We start from the raw sequence: 18,644 nt of genomic DNA on the forward strand, positions 1-18,644 counted from the left end.
AAAAGATTGCTCAACCAGGTTCGCCAGTCCACCAACATTGCGCAGGGTTCCGTGAGATCCGACGTAAGGGTCCGAACAACGTTGCGAAACCCCGAGGATAATCGTCCGGTTTGATCCATCGCAAACACAACTGCCTCTGGTTCCACACCCAGTCCTTCGGCCCTGATTACTCCAATTGATTCACCCCAAAACACCGGCTGGCAACCCGCATTTCCTGCCCATTGTGCCCCAACGCCCGCAAGCACCGGATCCCTCGACGCAATTAATACTTTTTTCACAGGATAGCTTAACAGCTCCCTATCTCTATACCCCGAAATCACATGCAACTGTTCTGAACCCAATGCAGCACTCAATGATCCCCACAGCTGTCGCAGGTGTTGAACATCCGAAACAATGCCAAGAGATGCCACATCCTTCTCGTCACTGACCATTTCCACAAAAGTAGGTAGCCATGCGATGTCCATTGCCTTGAGCAACTCTATCCAAACTGAGCATGGTTGTTCGTCGGGGAGCAGATCCGAAAGCACAACATCTGGTCTCCATGCAAACGTCCTGACAGGGGTCACTCCAGACCATCTGTGCGCCGACCCCGGAAAGATAAACCATGTTCCTCCAACCCTCTCACGCCAATCAGGGGGGTCCGGAGGGTCATCCACACAAAACACGATCCAAATCCTTGCTTGGACTCCAAGTGGTTCTTGAGGAGTTTGTTCATCACTTGACCACACAATCCAATCAGAAGGGATCTGATCACAGCACAGCTTCGCAGCCAAGGCTAGAGATCCTCGACCCTGTGGACACCAAATCGCCACCGGGATATGGGAATCTTTGTCCGCTTCGGAGCTTTGGAATTCCTGAGTAGGATTGTTGGAAAACATGGATGATTCAGACAACTCCGCAGGTCAGGATTTGTGGCTTACTTGCAGATGATTCAAATGGACTACATGCATATCACAGTGTGTGCAAAGACACCAGCTTCCATGCTACCGCCATTGGTCGAGCGGACATCACGACATACACCAATCCTAAAAGAAAAACTTTCCCCCAAACGCGTCAATAGACCTGTAAAGCAAAACCCGCACCACTTCATGACCAATTTTGTGTCAACGTGAAGCCGGTTTATTGTTCACGATCTCCCGGTAGTAGACCAAGGCGCGGTCGAGCAGGATGAGGGGGCACTGGAGATTTGTGCGGGGGCCGCAGGTATGGGAAATCCCAGCTATGGGTATACGACGATCCTTGAGGTTGGCGCATTCTCTGACATTACCTACGCAGTTCATGCAATCTCCCATAAACCCTACGACGCAAGCAGGGCCTCCCGCAAGTATTTGTATGAAGTAGCGACGATGCCGTCCCTGAATTCGTAGGGTTCTCCGGTGTAGATCACATGGGATTTCTTCAATTCGTGCTGGTTTTTGCTGAAATGGAACAGGTTATTCTTGAATGAGGAGTGGAAGGTTGAACTCGATTTAATTTCGATTCCGAGCAGGAACGATAATCAAAGTTCTCAAAACAGGGAGGTAGTTTGAATACGACAAATGACGCTTCGAGGATCAATCACCAATGGCGAATCGAAAAAGGAAGCAATTTCAGAATACCAGTTCGACCTACCAATGACTGGCTAATCGCTTCCCGCAACGCAAGCTGATGCGATCCTGTCAAAATGAACTGACCCACTTGCTTGCGCTCATCCACAACCCCCCTGCAAATAGCTCAGCAACTGAGGACTCTGTTGAATTTCATCAATAATGACGTTTTCGGAGTTCAAGTCCGGAATTGCATAAAACCTAATAAGACATCTGGATGTTTTTAGGCAAAACTTCGGATGTTCAATCCATCTTCGCTTGCTGATCGCTGGAAAACCAGAACCCTTTTGGCAATCAAGAGATCTTTTTGGAAACACCACAATGCCATGCAATGTGTCGTTTCCAAATCCATTCTCCAATCAGATTAGTTTCTTCGATCCAGCCAATTTCCTATCCGATCCAATGCTCGAGCAGAACCTTTGCCAATGCCTTTTCCGCACTATCCCGGCGAGAGGGGTTGCTTGAAGTCAAATCCCGAAACACTTTCGAAAGCTCACTGATGATGTCTTTGGAGAACGAAGACGAGGTCACGGACTGAGGCATCAGGCTGGCTTCCGCGTTGCCTTCCCGCCTCCCATGCGCGTGATTCACAATCTCCCGGTAGTAAACCAGGGCGCGATCAAGCAGGATGAAGGGGAATTGGGGGTTTGTGCTGGGGCCGCAGGTGAGGGAAAAGCCACCGATGGGCAGGCGCTGAAAGCGCACTTTGGAGAGTTCCTTGCCTTTGAACAGGGCACCGCCACCGCCGAGCGCCGCACCGGTGGCAGTGAAGATCCCAAAACTGAGGCCCGACAGGGCGAGGTCCAGTGCGACTCCCGCTCCGGCGCCCGTGGCAGCGGCGGCAAGCATGAGTTGTTTGTCGGTCAGGCCCAGCACTTGCCAGGTCTGTTTGGAAAACAAGTCCTCCTGCAGGATGGACTGTGCGGGCAGTTCGAACTGGTAGAGGTGATGGCGGTAGTGACGCCGAATCTCCTCGAAAAGTTTTTTTTCCTGCTTTTCGATGCGGTCGCGATACTGTTGCAGCAGTTCTTTTTCGATGCGCACACGGTCGGCCTCGTGCGCATACTTGCGCTCGGCCTGATAGCGAAGTGCCCACGAAAGATAGCGCACGATGGCGTCCACAACACGGTTTCGACGGTAGTCCCAGTCCTGCCGAAAGGCCGCAATCGCACGGTTGAGCGCAGGTTCCCAGTCCTGATGGATTGCCTTGAGTGTCTCAAACAACGCAAGCCGTTCGGGGAATCGGGCCTGGTGCGCGTTGAATTCGCGGATCACGTTAAAATGGCGGCGAAAGGCCTCTTTCCAATCCTTCAGGTAACTGCGATCCGCATCCTTGAAGTTGATCACCGCCATGCGCGGGCGATTGACCAGACGCAGGATTTCCATCTCCGCCAAATCCACCTCGAGCAAGGGACGGGAGCAATCCACCACGTAGATCAAGCCAGCGCCCTCGCGCAGCGGACGCATCAGCTCGAGGTCGTGATGAAAATCGGGGTTCTCTCCAAATTGCTCCTGCACGCTCGCAAGCAGTGCCTCATCCGTCAGGCCACTCTCACGCATCCAGTCGAGCAGGCGTGTCGGATTCTGAAATCCGGGTGTGTCGACGAACTCCAGCAGGGTTTCACCGTTGATCTCGAGCGGAAAGCGCTGGCATACCACCGTTTCGCCGGGGTAGTCGCTCACGACCACCGAATCATCTTCAGTCAGGGTCGAGAGCACGGACGATTTGCCCTCATTGGGATGGCCAATCACGGCGATGATGGGGTGTGCACTCATGAAATCATTTCGGATTGTGGATCAGGTGCCAGTCGCAGATTGGGCAGCGAAAGCAACCTCAATTTCTGCTGCCAGACCGTGCGCATCGATGTCGACAGGGGTTGCACCGTCTTCACCGCAGGTTTGCCCAGCAGGAGGATGACGAGGGACTGCTCGGAGTCCCTCAAGCGGCGCGCGAGTGAGGCGAGTTCGTTGAGCCGCTCCTGAATGGGTGGCTGCCAACCCTCCAGCAACAGCAACACCTGTCCCTGCCCTGCCGGATGCGCAAGAGCAGGCTCCGAAAGGCGTTTCACCACCTGAAGTTTCGGCTCCGCCACCTCCCATTGTTCGGCCAATGTGCTTTGCAGCACTTGCTCACCATAGCGTTCAAAGGACTCCTGCAGAACCACCACCTGCAGCGCTTCCTTTCCTGCCAGAGATTCCGCTGCGGACAGGGGCGTCGCAGATCTCTCATCCGCTTCCCGACTCTTGCTCACTCTTCCCTGCAAGTTCCATTCCACCGACTTCATGCGTTCCACAATGCTGGCCTCTTCAAAGCGCTCAAACTTCAGTCTCGCGAGCATGCGAGACTCGTTCCATCGCGTCATCATCCAGACCAAACCGCGCGGCAGCAAACCATAGACAAGCACACAGGCCAGCAGGAAGGGCCACCACGCCAGCAAGTCCGTCGATTCCAACATTGCGCCGGACTCGCGCAGCACAATGCGCGACCCGATGATCTGCTCGAGCGAAGGATGAGAGACTGTCTCACCCGCCAGCCAACTCCAGGGACTCGAAAGCACCTTCACCAGCGCGTAGACGTTTTCAGGTGAGTCCACGAGCGAACTCTGCCAACCAAAGGCGCGGTCGGTGAAGAGCAACAGCAATACCATGCAGCCCAGCACAGCCAGATTAAATACCACGCCCGATAGCTGAAACAGGCCAAACAGGCGGTTCGCCACCACTGCTCCGTGGTGCTTGAGCAGCGACTGCAGTCCGATGCTCAGGATCTTCGCACGATCCCGCCCCTGTGCCGAAGTGCGCTCATGCAACCAGGGTTGATGCCACAGCCAGTTCAGCAGGGATCGCAGCCAGTTCGACGGAAGTGCATAGGCCCGGGCAAACAGGGAACCCCGCACCCACGCCAGTAGTAGCAATGGCAGGTAACCCGCCAGCATCAGCAGCTGCGGAGCAATCAGCAGGCCGAGAAACACCGACACATTTACTGGCACAGTGCCATCGTAGCGCAGGGTCCAAAGCGTAGCCGAAACTCCCGCACTCACTGCAAGCAGACACAGGAACAGCGAAAGTATGGTAGTGGCGCGCATAAACAGGCGCCCTGGGGAGGGTTCAAGCGGACGCACCCGCTGCATTTCCGTCAGCCAGTGCTTCAGCAAGTCAGATGCATCTGCCGAGGCATCCAGACCAGCGTTTTGGAAGCAATTACGGTCCCGTCGCTCCAGCGTGGCAGGATCGATGTCTCGATCCATCCAGCACTGTCCCTGCAAATCGATCAACTCTGGCAGAGTCCATTGGGTGAAAGCTTTGCGATGTCGGCGCATGATGGATCGGATGAGGAGCCTTCAATCGGAATCACAGGTCCTGCATTTCGACCATGGTGTGAGGAATGTGCAGAAGTGCAAGGCGTTCTGTGAGCGCTTGCCGCGTTCGTGCGGAAACGGCACGGTATGCATTGGGGCAGGCATCGCCATTTCGACAACACCATTTCCTAGCGCTGTGAGGGCAACTCCGCTGTGAAAAAACGGCCTTTGCTTTTCTGCCGCCGATCCGGAGACAGCTGGTGCAGAAACGTCCACGCCTTTTCCAGCGATGCTTTCAAGGTTTCATACTTCACGGGTTTGCAGAGGTAATCATTAAACCCGATTTCGATCGCCGCACAGCGTGTTTCATCGAGCACGTTCGCGCTGAGCGCAATGATGCAACATTCGTGTTCGCCAGTTTCGAGAGTGCGAATCTTTCCACCTGCAGTAATACCGTCCATAATCGGCATCTGGATGTCCATGAGCACAACGTCATACGGATGTGCTTCGTAGGCATCACCGTAGGTTTTCACCGCCTGCAACCCGTTTTCTACAAAATCTCCGACGTAGCCGAGTTTTCTGAGCAGGAGCTTCACCACGCGCTGATTCACCTTGTTGTCCTCCGCGATCAGGATGCGAAGGGGATACTGCTGGGAAAAGGTTACCACCGGACGATGCTCGCCGTGAAAGACAATTTTCGGAATGCCCTGGGGTTGGCGCGACATCACACTTACCAGCACATCGCGAACCCGGTTTCGGTGAATGGGTTTGTGAATCACCTTGGTCACCCACTCCATGTTGGCCTGATGCTCCAGACCACACATCAACAGCAGAGGCGTGAGGCGTTCACGGCTACGCAGGTATCGCGAGGCATGCATGCAAAAGGTCTCTCCGTCCATTCCCGGCATCAGGTGATCCACCAGAACGGCGTCGCAGTGATTTCCCTGCTTGAGCCAGTCGAGTCCTTCCTCTGGATTATCAAAAGCTCGCACTTCCATTTTCCAACCTTCGAGGATTTCCTTCACGATGCGCAGGCTCTGGGCGTTATCATCCACCAGCAGCACCGTGAGATCTGCAAGGATGCGCACCTGGGAGTTGTCAGGTTGCCCCGTCGAGTGCAAGCGATGCGTCGGCAGATCAAACTCAAAAACCGACCCTTTCCCAAGGTTGCTGCTCACATTCAAGGTGCCTCCCATCGCAGCAACCAGGCGTTTGCTGATCGCGAGTCCAAGACCCGTTCCACCAAAGCGGCGGGTTGTGGAGGAGTCAGCCTGCACAAACGGTTCAAACAGGTTGGCCATGCGCTCGGGATGCAATCCGATGCCCGTATCAGAAACCGCAATGCGAAGGCGTTCAGCTGACGCTGACGCCATTTCCACCGATACCACGATACTTCCGATTTCCGTAAATTTGATCGCATTGCTGACCAGATTCGTGATCACCTGCTTCAACCGAACCGGATCCCCAAGGATTTCAGTCTGCACCCCTGGCTCCACGCGATACACCAGATCCACATCTTCCAGATGCGCCTGCTTCGAAAGCATGTCGAGCACATCACAAATGATGTTTTCCACATTGAGCGGAATGCGTTCGAGTTCGATGCGATCCGCTTCGATTTTGGAGAAATCCAGAATATCGTTGATGAGGGTCAACAGGGTTTCACCCGACGCCTTGATGGTCTCGATGTACTCCAGCTGTGTCTCATCCAACGGGGTGTCGGACATGAGACTCGACATGCCGATGATGCCATTGAGCGGTGTGCGGATTTCGTGGCTCATGGTGGCGAGGAATGCACTCTTGGCCTGATTGGCCCGATCCGCCTGCGTCTTTGCTTCCGCAAGCCGCAACTCATGCTCCCGAAAATGACTGATATCCACCAATACACCCATCGCCCCGGCAACTTCACCCGCTGCATTGCGGTAACGCGCCGTATGCAGACGAAATTGCCGCAGACCATCAGAGCGCCGGTGTTCGATCTCGCGAATGATACCGCCCTTCTCTTCCTGAAGCGTCTGCCGTATACCCGCCGTCACCTTGTCACACAGTTTCTGACCATCCACCCGACAGTGATCGCAGGGCATCCCTGCAGCATTCCCCAGTTCGCACCAGTGTTTGTGCATCTGGCGATTGCCTCCGAGTGCTTGTCCTGATCGATCCACATAAACAATGGGAAAAGGAATCGCATCCAGAAGTGAGTCCACGAATCGCCGCTGATCGAGCAGCAGCTGACGACTCTCCCGCTCCGAACGACGTTGGGTCACCAACATCGCATAAACCCACACCGCCACCAATGCAATGAGCACACCCATGCCCAACAAGCGCAATTTGAGCAGTAGCATGGGGCCTCGAAAATCCTCTGGCAGCACCGGACTGAGCAGGTAAAAATTCTGGTGGTTGCGAATTTCGGAAAAATAGGATTTCCACAACTCGACGCCAAAGGTCGCATCCCCGGACTGTGCGAGCACAGAGAACGCGCCGGGTTCAGGATAATGGGGAAGAACTTCGAGTGTTGGGTGCAGTTTCTGCCATACCAGTGGGTGTTCAGCAACAAAATCGAGTGGTTCCCAAGCCTCTGTCATACCGCTATCGGCATGATGCTCCCGTAGTAACACTCCATCACCGGTCAGCAGCTGAATCCCAGTCGGCGGAAGCGGATATTCGCAGGGACAGAATCCAAAACTCATGAGGATGAATCCCAGAGGTGCTCCACTCGCATCCCGAGGGATCATGATCGCGTCACAGAGCGCCGTCATGACAGGTTCTCCCTTCCAAAGAACTGACGCCGCATACACATCGGAGATGCTCACACCACCGTGCTGGAGTTTGGAGTCACGAAGACTCAGCATGCTTTCGCTTGAGTCCTCCACTTCGCCATCTGCATGTTCGCCAGTGGCATTGTCCATATCGAGCAGGATGCGGGCATCGTTGTCAAACAGGCGTACCCTTGCATACACTGCGGACTTCGATAGCACCTTCTCCACCAGCGATTGTGTGCCATCAAGTTGTGAGTTTGTGCTCAGCTCTGGCCAGTGTTGACCCAGCGAGGTTTCGAGTTCATCGAGCAGCAGTAAACTTTGCAATGAAATCGCGTTGAGACGGGTAAGCACGGAATGAATCTGGGAGCGACGGCTGTGCGTGATCTCCGCAAGGCTATCCCCTTTCTGCCGATGGTAAAAGAGGATCAGCAGCGCACTCCAGAGCACCAGAAAGAGCAGCAAAAACACGATCATGCGATCCGTAAACAAATCCATGATTCGCTGCCGCAGCGATGGTGCTGCTCTGGCCAGTGGGTAAGGCATAGTGGAATTCCGGAGCGGTTCCGAAATGAATCCTTTATCTTCGGAAGAAATGGACCCGCGATTAAGCGGAAATTTTCCAAATACGGCGTTCCTAGTCCGGCAGCGCAAAGTCTGCTAGCTCCGCGCAAGGCGGTGCTCAGATGAAAGACCCTTTCCATCCGGCAACATTTGCAGCCGGACATGCCACTATAGCCTACCCTCTTACGGATTCTTCAGGCGCGCATCGGCTTCGGCCAGTTCCGCCTTCATGTCCGCAATTTCACTGGTGAAACGCTCACGCAGACGCGGCAGGCTCAGGCTGCGAAGTGCCACCAATGCCGCATTTTTCGGGTCAACCACAGTCGCTCCCGGAGTAGCCGATGGCATGAGCAGTGAGGAGTTGATGTTGACCATCAGATCGGTTCGGTCGGCAAAGGGAGGACAGCTGAAAACGGGGACCGACAGGTTTGCCGCCAAGGCACCGCCCAATCCGTTCGACCGCCCTGCAACCGCAATCACCGCAACCGGTTCGATGGATTGGTTCAGGTCGGCAGTGACTTCCGGCAGGCGTTCGCCGTTTTTGTGGGCAGAAACAACCCGAAGTTCACCGCGCACCTCATACTTCTCAATGATCGATTTCAGCTGCTTGCAGTGATCTACATCTCCCGGAGATCCCATGATGATGGCGATGTAGCCATCCTTGATGATCCCGGCCTTCACCAGATTGTGGTGCAATCGGGAGCGCACGTCATAGCGAGCAGCTTGCAGCGCCTGCCCCGTGATCATCTCATAGATCGCTTCATAGCGCCGCGTGGTTTCCGTAACCACCTCTTCGGGGAGGTCGAGCCGGTATTTGCCATCCACCTTGTTGTTGAGCAGATAGCTGCGCACGTATTCCTTGTCGAGCTGCTCTGCGCTGGCGGGTGCTTTCTCATAATCCTCACGCGACCAGAAGCGCGAAGAATCCGGCGTATGAATCTCATCAATCAGCACGAGATCCTCCCCGATCATGCCAAATTCATATTTCGTATCCACAAGGATGATCCCACGCTCGGCGAGCATCTGGCTGCCACGCTCGAACAAGGCCAGTGCGGCCGCTTCCATCTTGCGGTAGATGGGTTCGGTCACCCATCCTTCTTCGAAGAGACCCTGCGGACTGATTTCACGGTCGTTCTTCTCCTTGGTTGTAGGAGTGACAATGGGATTCGGGAAGGCTTGATTGACCGTCATTCCATCCGGAATTGCCACGCCCGACACTTCACGACGACCGCTCTGGTATCCGCGCCAGGCCGAACCAGTCAAATACCCACGCACAATCATCTCGACCGGAAACGGACGTGCCTCCATCACCAATGAGGCCTGCGGATCCACACACTTGATGAAATGGTTGTCAATGATGTCCCTCGTATTCTCAAACCAGTAGGCAGCCAGCGAATTGAGCACCGCTCCTTTCCCGGGAATCGGGGTGTTGAGCACAAAGTCAAAGCTCGAAATGCGATCCGTCGCAACGATGAGTCGACTGGATGCATCCACTCGGAAACTTTCGCGGACTTTGCCGGAGTGGATTTTGTGGAGTTGCGGAGTTCTTACGTTTGTCAGGCAGTTCATGATGGATGCGGGGTCAGGTGCTTGAATGGGTTTATTGCAGATCTCTGCGGGCAACCGTTCGGGTGACACACGGAAAACCAAGGTCATCCCCGCACGCTGTCAAAACGAAAAACGGGCCTGACTCATGAATTCCGCAAAACTGGAGACTGCGGATCATGGATTACCCGCATCCTCCTGGCGCAACTGTTCGATCAGGTGCTGTTGTTCACGGATCAGGTCCTCTTTCAAAATCAGGTCCGTGAGGTCTTCGATGATCAGCAGCACATAGGGGTCCTGATTGAACCTCACACGGCGCGTAGAGAACTGCAGGTACTTGCGAACTTTGGTACCATCGCGACGCAAAAATTCCCGCTGCAGCCTGTTTTTGTAGAATTCCACGCCCTCGCAGTAGGTCAGGATCGCTGCCTTCCGCAGCTCACAATTACAGCACTGATCGGCCTCCCCACACTCCTGCTGCTGTTCGATAGGGTTTGCACAGCCTATCGCATTCCCGCATTTCTGATAAAGCAAATACTCCTCCGGTGCACTCGAGAACATGGTGCGCAGGGAATCGTTGAACGCCTGCAGTCGCATGTCCTTGTCGAGCAACAACACGGCACTGCTGATGCTGTTGAGCACTTTGTTGAGAAAATCCGGAGAACCGCGGAGGTAGTTGAAGGAGGTGTTTTCGGATGAGATGTCCATGAGCGCGGAGAGTCGTACCCGCCAACAGGCCCGGGACTCCATCCACCTGGAGTCACAACCGGATGAAGATTTTGCGGGAATGCTGCGTTTAATAAACCCGATAAATAAGAAACGTCAACTGCCCACCCTTTCAAGCATTCTTTCGCGCATACCGGGTAGCGGAAAAGAAGTACGACGCTGCAGTTGAAGTGGGTTTATCCCTGGGGTCTGGTAGGTGCGAGGGAGAAATGCCAGGAGCTTCCCGCACTCATTCATTTCACAGGAGCAGGCTGACGCATGCTCAGTGTGGCAGGCTGCCCACCATGCCAAACCGCACTCGCTTTCCCAAGTCTGCCAACCGGACTCACCAAGCTCAGTCCGTCCGGCAATACAGGTCGTGAAGCAAGGAGAGAATGCGCGATACATCCTCACGTGCCACTCGATAAAAAACCGCCTGTTTTTCCTTGCGAGTCTCCACAAGTCCGATCAATCGCAGCCGCGCCAAGTGCTGGGAGAGTGCGGACTGACTCAAATCCAGACGCTCCTGCAATGCACTCACGGACAGTTCGCCGCACTGCACCAGATGACAAAGGATGTGCAGACGCTGAGGGTTGCTCAACGCGCTCAGGGTGGTCGTTGCTAGGGTGATACCGGCTGCGTCCGGAACACTTACATTTTGTATATTATTATTTTCTAATATACTACTTGACTTTGGCAACTCACTCATTTTTATTAGCAACAACTAATTTAGTTAAATTTGATAATCAACTCAAAATCTTACTCAACCATCACATTCTCAACAACCATGAACATCGACCGTGCCGTAATGATTTTTGCCGGAAGCGTTATTCTACTCAGCCTTCTGCTCGCCCACTTCGTCAGCCCCTGGTGGCTGTGGCTCACCGCCTTCGCCGGTGTCAACATGATCCAGTCCGCCTTCACCGGCTTTTGCCCGCCCGCGATGCTGTTTCGAAAGCTGGGCATGAAGGGCGGGTGTGCGTTCAGGGGTAAGGAAAACTAATCCACCTCATAACGCCCCATTCAAACGCTCGCACACGTTGGACGACCTGCGCGCATCCCTGCATTTTAGCAAATCCCCCGAAGACTGAGCCGGGGCTTTCTGCCTTCGCCATACCACCACCATGAAACCACGATTCTTCCTTCCGCTTGTCGCACTCGGAATGCTTCAACTCCAGGCCTCCTGGACCCTGGAGCACACGGTGAGCTACGCGCTTGAGCACAATCCCGATCTCCAGATCGCATCCGAATCCATTGAGGCGGCTGCAGCCAAAATTGAGCAGGCACGCTCCGCCTATCGGCCTCAGATACAGATCGAGTCAAGCTACACACGCACCAACCTTCCGCTGCATGCGTTCGGTTCGATTCTCAATCAGGGAGTGTTTGATTTTGGCTTGGATTTCAACGACCCCGGCGAGGTTGACAATCTGAATGTCACAGGCTCCGTCGCCCTTTCCCTCTATGAGGGTGGAGCACGCGGTGCCCGGCTCAAAGCGGCAGAGCATTCCTTTCTCGCATCGGAACATCAGCGCCAGGCCGTGCGACAGCAAATCACCTTTGCCGTGATTCAGGCTTGGAATCAGATCATCCAGGCCAAGGAGTTTGTCGCCAGTCAGCGCAGCAATCTCCACGCATTTGAAACCAGTCTGGAGATCGCACAGCAACAGTTCGACGCCGGAAAATTTCTCAAAATCGAGGTCCTTAACCTGGAAGTCCAGGTCGCCCGGGCACGTGAGGGTCTGCTCAACGCAGAGCATCGCCTCGAGCTGGCCCGTGAAGCTCTGCTCAACCTGATGGGCAGTGACGACTCCTCGCTGCTGGATCACATCGACCCCACCGCAGAGGCGGCAGCCACTGACACCGACACCGCAGCACTCGAGCCACAGACTCGACCCGAGCTCGAAGCCATGCAGGCCCGGGTGAGCGCAGCCGAGCGCAACCTGCGCGCGGTGGAAGCGGGCAAGGCTCCAACAATTCAGGCATTTGCAAACTATCAGCTCAACCAGGGTTACGAACTCGATGGGGACGGAAACCACTGGATGGCGGGAATCTCTCTCAACTACAACCTCTACAGCGGTGGCCTTCGTGAAAACCGCATCCGCGAAGCCAAAGCCCTCCTGCGCCAGGCCAGCAGTCAGCTGCGCAAACTCGAACTCAGCATCGAACTCGATCAGCGCAATGCGCTCATCGCCTGGCGCAATGCTGTGGAAGCAGCCCAGGTCACTTCCAAAATGGTCGAAAGCGCCGAGGAGAGTGCGTCACTCTCCCGCAGTCGTTTTGAATCCGGTGTCATTCTCTCGTCCGAGTTAATCGACGTGGAAAACCGTCTCACCGAAGCCCGCATGCACCGCGCCTACGCCATCAGCCAGGTTGCCATTGCCAAGGCAAATCTCAACCGCGCCTACGGTTATCTCTGAACTTGGATTCCCATATACCCTTCAGCCCTTTACCAACATGAAAACTTCGCAAAAAACGTTCACGCTGCTCTCCCTGACTTCACTGGCTGCCCTGCTCTCCAGCTGCAGCAGCGGACACGACACCCAACACGAAAAGACCCATTCCCAGCGGGAACCGGTTTCCATCCGCACGACCATTTCCAAAGTTGAAACGGTGCGCCTCGTCAGCGAAACCACGGGCACGATCCGCGCCCGGAACCGCGCTTCCATCGCACCCAAGGTGACTGGAGAAATCGCGGCAATCCATGTCGTTACCGGTCAGAAGGTCAGTCGCCAGGAACTGCTCGTCAACATCTCTGCACTGGAGATCACTTCCAAACTGCAATCCGCTCAGGCCAATGTCGACAAGGTGCGTCGCGATCTGCTCCGGGAGGAGGACTTGCTTGTCTCGGGTGCCAGCACTCCAGAGCTGGTCAACGATCTGCGCGATCAGCTGCGCATCGCCGAGGCCATGGCCTCAGAAGCGCAAACCATGCTGTCCTATACCGAAATCCGGGCACCTTTTGATGGATACATCACCCGAAAATACGCCCATGAGGGCGACCTGGCCATGCCAGGCCAACCACTGCTCGAAATTGAGGATCTCACATCCCTGCGCGTCGAAGCCGATCTGCCCGAGATCCTCGGAGTGCAGGTGGAGCTTGGCATGCAGCTCGAAATCGAAGTGACCGGGCTTGACCCCACACTGACCGGCACCGTCGAAGAAATTGCACCTGCAGCCGATCCGCGCTCCCGCACGTTTCCTGTGAAAATCTCGCTGCCCGCAAACGATGCCGTGCGTTCGGGTCAATTTGCCAAGGTGCACATCCCCACCCGCGAAGTACAGGCCGTGCTGGTGGATCACGAAGCAATCGACCGTTGGGGACAAATGGAACGTGTGTTTGTAGTGGAGGAGGGTCACCTGCGCATGCGCATTGTGAAGACCAGTGCACGTCACGGGGATCAGATTGAAGTGATCTCAGGACTACAGGGAGGAGAATCCCTGGCCATCCGGGTGGACGCTCCCTTGTTTGACGGCAGTCCCGTTCGCTAACCCAGTCCGAAGCACATTTTGTCATGCATACACAAAACAGCAAATCCAGGGCTTTCTGCGCCGCCGGGCGAATCGCCTCGATGTTCATCGATTCGCGGCTGACCCCTATTGCCATCATTGCATCCATCCTCATGGGCGTGTTTGCGGTGATGATGCTTCCCCGCGAAGAGGAACCGCAAATCAAGGTGCCCATGGTGGACGTGATGGTCCAGATGCCCGGAGCCAATGTGCAGGAGGTGGAGAAACGTGTCACTTCCCCGATGGAAAAATTGCTTTGGGAAATCCCTGGCGTAGAATACGTCTATTCCACCTCCATGCCGGGAGCATCCATGGTCATCGTGCGTTTTGAGGTCGGTTCCGATCTCGAGGCGAGCCTCATCAAGCTCAACCAGAAACTCGAAACCAATTTTGACCGCATCCCCAAAGGAGTCAGTCCACCCCTGATCAAGCCTCACACCATTGATGATGTGCCCATCGCATCCCTCACACTGCATGGCGAGAACTACGATCACTACACCTTGCGCCGGGTCGCAGCGATGCTTGAGGATCAGATCAAGCGCATTGATGATGTCTCAGAAACACGCATCATCGGTGGCAACCGTCGGCAGGTGCGGGTGATGCTCGATCCCGCACGCCTGGCCTCCCGCAATCTCAGTCCACAGGAGCTGGTACAGCGCTTGCAGGCCAGTAACCAGCAGTCCCATTCCGGTTCTCTGGTTGCGGCTGATGAGGTGGTCCTGATGCAGACAGGGCATTTTTACCAGTCGACCCGCGAAGTGGAGCGCACCGTGGTCGGCGTATTTGGGGACAAACCCGTCTACCTCGAGGAGGTCGCAAGCGTCATCGATGGTCCCGAAGAACCCAGGGACTATGTGCTGCATGGGACTGCCGATTCCGTCGAACCCGCCGTCACGATTTCCATCGCCAAGCGTCCGGGTGCCAATGCCGTCTGGGTGGTGAAAAGCATCGTGGAAAAGGTCGACTCGCTCAAGGGAGACCTCATTCCGCTCGACATGGAGGTCACGCTGACACGTGACTACGGAGAGACCGCAGCCGAAAAATCGAACGAGCTGCTGCTGCACATGGGCATCGCTGTTTTTGGAGTGGCCGTGCTCATCCTCTTTTTTCTCGGATGGCGGGAATCCATCGTCGTTCTGCTCGCGATCCCGTCAACACTCGCACTGACCCTGCTCGTGTTCTACCTGTATGGCTACACACTCAACCGCATCACGCTGTTCGCACTGATTTTTTCCATTGGGATTCTCGTGGATGATGCCATCGTCGTCGTCGAAAACATCGTGCGCCATGTGCGCATGCCCAGCTCGCGCAACAAACCCATTCTGGAAATTGCGCTCGAGGCCGTTGACGAGGTGGGGAACCCGACCATCCTCGCCACATGGGCCGTCATCGCGGCCATTCTGCCGATGGCCTTCGTCGGAGGCTTGATGGGACCCTACATGCGGCCCATTCCAATCGGTGCCTCCGCTGCGATGTTTTTCAGCATGATCATCGCATTCTCCGTCACCCCCTGGGCGGCGGTCAAGGTGCTCGGTCGTCACCTTAGTTCGCAGAAGGGACAGTCCGACTCCGCTGACGGTGAGGATCACGCCCCGGATGACTGGTCCACACGCCTCTACCATCGGGTGATGGATCCCCTGCTTGCAAAGCCGGTATGGCGCTGGTCCTTCCTAGGCGTCATCACCCTGCTGCTGCTCGGTGCCATGTCCATGGTCGGCACGGGTATGGTCACGCTCAAGATGTTGCCATTTGACAACAAGAGTGAGTTTCAAATCATCCTCAACAGTCCGGAAGGCACCACGCTGGAGCAAACCGCAGCTGTGGCCAAAGAAATCGCCGATGCCATCAAAAATGAACCGGAGGTGGTCAACTATCAAATCTACGCTGGCACCGCTGCCCCTTTCAATTTCAACGGTCTGGTACGCCACTACTTCGCCCGATCCGGTCCAACCGTAGCCGATATTCAGGTCAACCTGTCCGCAAAACACCACCGCAAGCAGCAGAGCCACGACATCGCCACACGGATTCGACCCGCAGTGGAGGCCGTAGCCAGCAAACACGGCATCGCTGTGGCCATCGCAGAAGTTCCACCGGGACCTCCAGTACTGCAAACCCTCGTCGCCGAGATCTACGGTCCCAGCCACGAATCGCGCGTGGCCCTTGCCAGCGAGGTGAAGCGCATTCTTGAGGAAGAAACAGGCGTGGTCGATGTCGACTGGTATGTCGAATCTGCCCAGCGCAAGCTCGAGTTCGTCATCCACAAGGAAAAGGCCGCACAGAACGGAATTTCCCAACAGGACCTCACCCAGACCCTGCAACTGGCCACCAGTGGATACCCGGCCGATCTACTGCACCTGCCGTCAGAACAGGAGGATGTTCAGATCATATTCGAGCTGCCCAGGGATCAGCGTTCACGCGCACACGATCTGCTCAACCTCCAGATCCGCTCGAGCCAGCATCCACAGTCACCGCTGGTGCCGGTCAGCGAACTCGTGGAGATTCGCGAGTCCTGGACCGAATCCTACCGTTACCATAAAAACCTGAAACCCGTGATCTATGTCACAGCGGATGTGTCCGGTGGTTCCGAAAGCCCGGCCTACTCCATCTTTTCCATCAATGAGCGACTCAAGGAATTGAGCGCAAAAGATTTTGGCGGAACCGGTGACGCCATCCAGCTGTATAACCTCAACCACCCCTTCAGTGAGTCCGAACCCAGTATCAAATGGGACGGGGAGTGGCACATCACGCTGGAGGTCTTTCGCGACCTTGGCATCGCGTTCGCGATTGTGCTCATCCTCATCTACATGCTCATGGTTGGCTGGTTCAAGAACTACCTCACCCCACTGGTCGTCATGGTCGCGATACCGTTCTCACTGGTGGGCATTCTACCCGCCCACTGGGCGATGGGAGCCTATTTCACCGCCACTTCCATGATCGGATTCATGGCCGGAGCTGGCATCGTCGTGCGCAATTCGATCATTCTCGTCGACTTCATTGAGCTGCGCATGCAGCACGGACTTCCGCTGGCCGAAGCCGTGGTGGAAGCTGGTGCGATTCGCTTCCGACCGATGTTGTTGACCGCGCTTGCAGTGGTCGTCGGCGCAAGTGTCATTCTTGCCGACCCGATTTTCCAGGGACTGGCCATCTCCCTGATGTTTGGGGAAATTGCCTCGCTGCTAATCAGCCGCATGGCGGTTCCGGTAATCTATTTCATGGTGAATCGCAAGGGTCATGCGTGACCTGGCGATCCCGTGTGATGTGATGATGTGAAGGCACCGGTCCGATGGAGGGATCGGTGCCGATTCGCAACTCCCTTGCCTGCTCATTCGATGTGTTCACAGGCAGCATCCGAACGGCTTTCTGGACTGTAGCTGAGTTTCGGCTTTTCATTTCTCCAAATTCAACTTAACTACTAAGGCATGGTGTTGAAAAGGGCCTATCACACTTTGCAAACGTCCATGCTTGCGCTCGCCGCGATGATTGTCGGCACAGCGTCAACGCATCTGGTTGCTCAAGAGAGCATTCTGATCCCTGAAATTGCTCGCGAGGGCAAGATGGATGCGATCCCGATTCGCGTCATCTCCAACGATGAGGCAATCCAGGCACTCGCCACGCGGGCATTCAATGCACACGGTGCATTCAACGCTGACGTGGAGGGTTCACCGCTCTACATCCTCAAGCTTGATCGCGACAACAATGATCGGGTCTCCTACATCCTGCAGCGCAATTCGCCCCTTGCTGAAGTTGCGAAGGGGTCCATCCGCAGCAATCGCTGGCACCTCGCCACCTTGCGCATCTGCGACATCATCATCGAAAAAACCACGGACCTGCAGGGGTTCCTTGCTGGGAAACTGACCTTCGTCGGTCGCGTCAAGGGTTACCGTGAGATCTATACCAGCGACCTCTTCTTTCAGAATGTGCAGCAGTTGACCGAAGATGAATCGTATTCGCTCAATCCAACCTGGTCGCCGGATGGTCTCAAAATTCTCTACACAGGATACTTCCGGACCGGATTTCCCGACATTTTCCTGATCGATGTGCTCAGTGGCCAACGCAGCATGTTTGCCACTTACAAGGGGTCAAATACCGGAGCCGTATTTTCCCCGGACGGTCAGCAGGTTGCCATGGTGCTTTCGTCGAACAAAAGCACAGAAATTTACCTTTCCGATAACTTTGGGCGCAGTCCAAAGCGCATCACCAACAACCGAAGCAGTGAACTCTCCCCCAGCTGGTCGCCAGATGGAAAGCGCATGGCGATTACTTCCGATCAACTGGGAAGTCCCCAGATTTTCATTCTCGATCCAACGAACGGAAACATGGATCGTGTGAATGTGACGGTGAGCAACTACTGCGCAGAGCCGGCATGGAATCCGGTCGATCCCGACTGGATTGCACTCACGGTGGGAATCAACAGCTACTTTCAAATCGCCATTCACAACCTCAAGTCCGGGACAACCCGCATCCTTACAGACCATGAGGGGGATGGCGTGGAACCCACCTGGACCGCCGATGGCCGTCACCTGATCTACACCGTTCGGGAACACGGCACCAAGCGTCTGCAGCTGATCGACACAGTCACAGGACACACCGCCGCGCTGCACACCGCCCGCTTTGGCGAAGCTTCGGAAGCAAGCTTTGTCTACCCGTTCTAATAGCCTGCAAGAGCACACCCAAGGCGAGGTGCACGC

Annotated in this window: 13 protein-coding genes; 5 read left to right on the forward strand and 8 right to left on the reverse strand. The window is 55.4% G+C overall.

What is annotated here, in order from left to right:
- From ABQ298_09330 to ABQ298_09365, 8 genes are all read right to left on the reverse strand, one after another.
- On the reverse strand, nucleotides 1-278 hold a 278-nt coding region (locus tag ABQ298_09330; GenBank protein ID MEQ9824573.1), incomplete at its 3' end, for a hypothetical protein.
- Nucleotides 279-1,557: 1,279 nt separating this feature from the next.
- On the reverse strand, nucleotides 1,558-1,695 hold the full coding sequence (locus tag ABQ298_09335; protein MEQ9824574.1) for an AAA family ATPase: 138 nt from the start codon (nucleotides 1,693-1,695) through the stop codon (nucleotides 1,558-1,560).
- 281 nt (nucleotides 1,696-1,976) lie between these two features.
- Nucleotides 1,977-3,362, reverse strand: coding sequence for a GTPase/DUF3482 domain-containing protein (locus tag ABQ298_09340; protein MEQ9824575.1), 1,386 nt, complete (start codon nucleotides 3,360-3,362; stop codon nucleotides 1,977-1,979).
- Nucleotides 3,359-4,903 carry a DUF2868 domain-containing protein gene (locus ABQ298_09345; protein MEQ9824576.1) on the reverse strand — a complete coding sequence of 515 codons (1,545 nt, stop codon included), beginning with the start codon at nucleotides 4,901-4,903 and terminating at the stop codon, nucleotides 3,359-3,361. The genes ABQ298_09340 and ABQ298_09345 overlap by 4 nt, the downstream gene beginning before the upstream one ends.
- 167 nt (nucleotides 4,904-5,070) lie before the next feature.
- The gene (locus ABQ298_09350; protein ID MEQ9824577.1) at nucleotides 5,071-8,133 is read right to left on the reverse strand and encodes a response regulator; all 3,063 of its coding nucleotides are present in this window, start codon (nucleotides 8,131-8,133) and stop codon (nucleotides 5,071-5,073) included.
- Between the two features lie 249 nt (nucleotides 8,134-8,382).
- Entirely contained in the window at nucleotides 8,383-9,768 is a 1,386-nt protein-coding gene (locus tag ABQ298_09355; protein ID MEQ9824578.1) for a phosphoribosylaminoimidazolesuccinocarboxamide synthase, read from the reverse strand.
- Between the two features lie 153 nt (nucleotides 9,769-9,921).
- A complete protein-coding gene (locus ABQ298_09360) occupies nucleotides 9,922-10,452 on the reverse strand; it encodes a hypothetical protein (GenBank protein MEQ9824579.1) in 531 nt (176 codons plus the stop codon).
- 352 nt (nucleotides 10,453-10,804) lie between these two features.
- Nucleotides 10,805-11,080 carry a metalloregulator ArsR/SmtB family transcription factor gene (locus ABQ298_09365; GenBank protein ID MEQ9824580.1) on the reverse strand — a complete coding sequence of 92 codons (276 nt, stop codon included), beginning with the start codon at nucleotides 11,078-11,080 and terminating at the stop codon, nucleotides 10,805-10,807.
- A gap of 156 nt (nucleotides 11,081-11,236) precedes the next feature.
- On the opposite strand from ABQ298_09365, the gene ABQ298_09370 reads away from it, so the two are divergent.
- From ABQ298_09370 to ABQ298_09390, 5 genes are all read left to right on the forward strand, one after another.
- Nucleotides 11,237-11,452, forward strand: a complete 216-nt coding sequence (locus ABQ298_09370) for a DUF2892 domain-containing protein (protein MEQ9824581.1) — start codon at nucleotides 11,237-11,239, stop codon at nucleotides 11,450-11,452.
- Nucleotides 11,453-11,573: 121 nt separating this feature from the next.
- On the forward strand, nucleotides 11,574-12,866 hold the full coding sequence (locus ABQ298_09375) for a TolC family protein (GenBank protein ID MEQ9824582.1): 1,293 nt from the start codon (nucleotides 11,574-11,576) through the stop codon (nucleotides 12,864-12,866).
- A gap of 37 nt (nucleotides 12,867-12,903) precedes the next feature.
- Nucleotides 12,904-13,938, forward strand: coding sequence for an efflux RND transporter periplasmic adaptor subunit (locus tag ABQ298_09380; protein ID MEQ9824583.1), 1,035 nt, complete (start codon nucleotides 12,904-12,906; stop codon nucleotides 13,936-13,938).
- Nucleotides 13,939-13,961: 23 nt separating this feature from the next.
- Entirely contained in the window at nucleotides 13,962-17,195 is a 3,234-nt protein-coding gene (locus ABQ298_09385) for an efflux RND transporter permease subunit (protein MEQ9824584.1), read from the forward strand.
- 180 nt (nucleotides 17,196-17,375) lie between these two features.
- Nucleotides 17,376-18,608 carry a hypothetical protein gene (locus ABQ298_09390; protein MEQ9824585.1) on the forward strand — a complete coding sequence of 411 codons (1,233 nt, stop codon included), beginning with the start codon at nucleotides 17,376-17,378 and terminating at the stop codon, nucleotides 18,606-18,608.
- Nucleotides 18,609-18,644: the final 36 nt, after the last annotated feature.

The sequence above is a fragment of the Puniceicoccaceae bacterium genome, assembly GCA_040224245.1.
GTDB lineage: Bacteria > Verrucomicrobiota > Verrucomicrobiia > Opitutales > JAFGAQ01 > JAKSBQ01.

What these genes read in the sequence shown, in the direction of transcription:
- ABQ298_09375 (MEQ9824582.1), top strand. Translation starts at nt 11,574, where the DNA reads ATGAAACCACGATTCTTCCTTCCGCTTGTCGCACTCGGAATGCTTCAA.
- ABQ298_09390 (MEQ9824585.1), top strand. Translation starts at nt 17,376, where the DNA reads ATGGTGTTGAAAAGGGCCTATCACACTTTGCAAACGTCCATGCTTGCG.
- ABQ298_09370 (MEQ9824581.1), top strand. Translation starts at nt 11,237, where the DNA reads ATGAACATCGACCGTGCCGTAATGATTTTTGCCGGAAGCGTTATTCTA.
- ABQ298_09355 (MEQ9824578.1), bottom strand. Translation starts at nt 9,768, where the DNA reads ATGAACTGCCTGACAAACGTAAGAACTCCGCAACTCCACAAAATCCAC.
- ABQ298_09385 (MEQ9824584.1), top strand. Translation starts at nt 13,962, where the DNA reads ATGCATACACAAAACAGCAAATCCAGGGCTTTCTGCGCCGCCGGGCGA.
- ABQ298_09340 (MEQ9824575.1), bottom strand. Translation starts at nt 3,362, where the DNA reads ATGAGTGCACACCCCATCATCGCCGTGATTGGCCATCCCAATGAGGGC.
- ABQ298_09360 (MEQ9824579.1), bottom strand. Translation starts at nt 10,452, where the DNA reads ATGGACATCTCATCCGAAAACACCTCCTTCAACTACCTCCGCGGTTCT.
- ABQ298_09345 (MEQ9824576.1), bottom strand. Translation starts at nt 4,903, where the DNA reads ATGCGCCGACATCGCAAAGCTTTCACCCAATGGACTCTGCCAGAGTTG.
- ABQ298_09380 (MEQ9824583.1), top strand. Translation starts at nt 12,904, where the DNA reads ATGAAAACTTCGCAAAAAACGTTCACGCTGCTCTCCCTGACTTCACTG.
- ABQ298_09350 (MEQ9824577.1), bottom strand. Translation starts at nt 8,133, where the DNA reads ATGGATTTGTTTACGGATCGCATGATCGTGTTTTTGCTGCTCTTTCTG.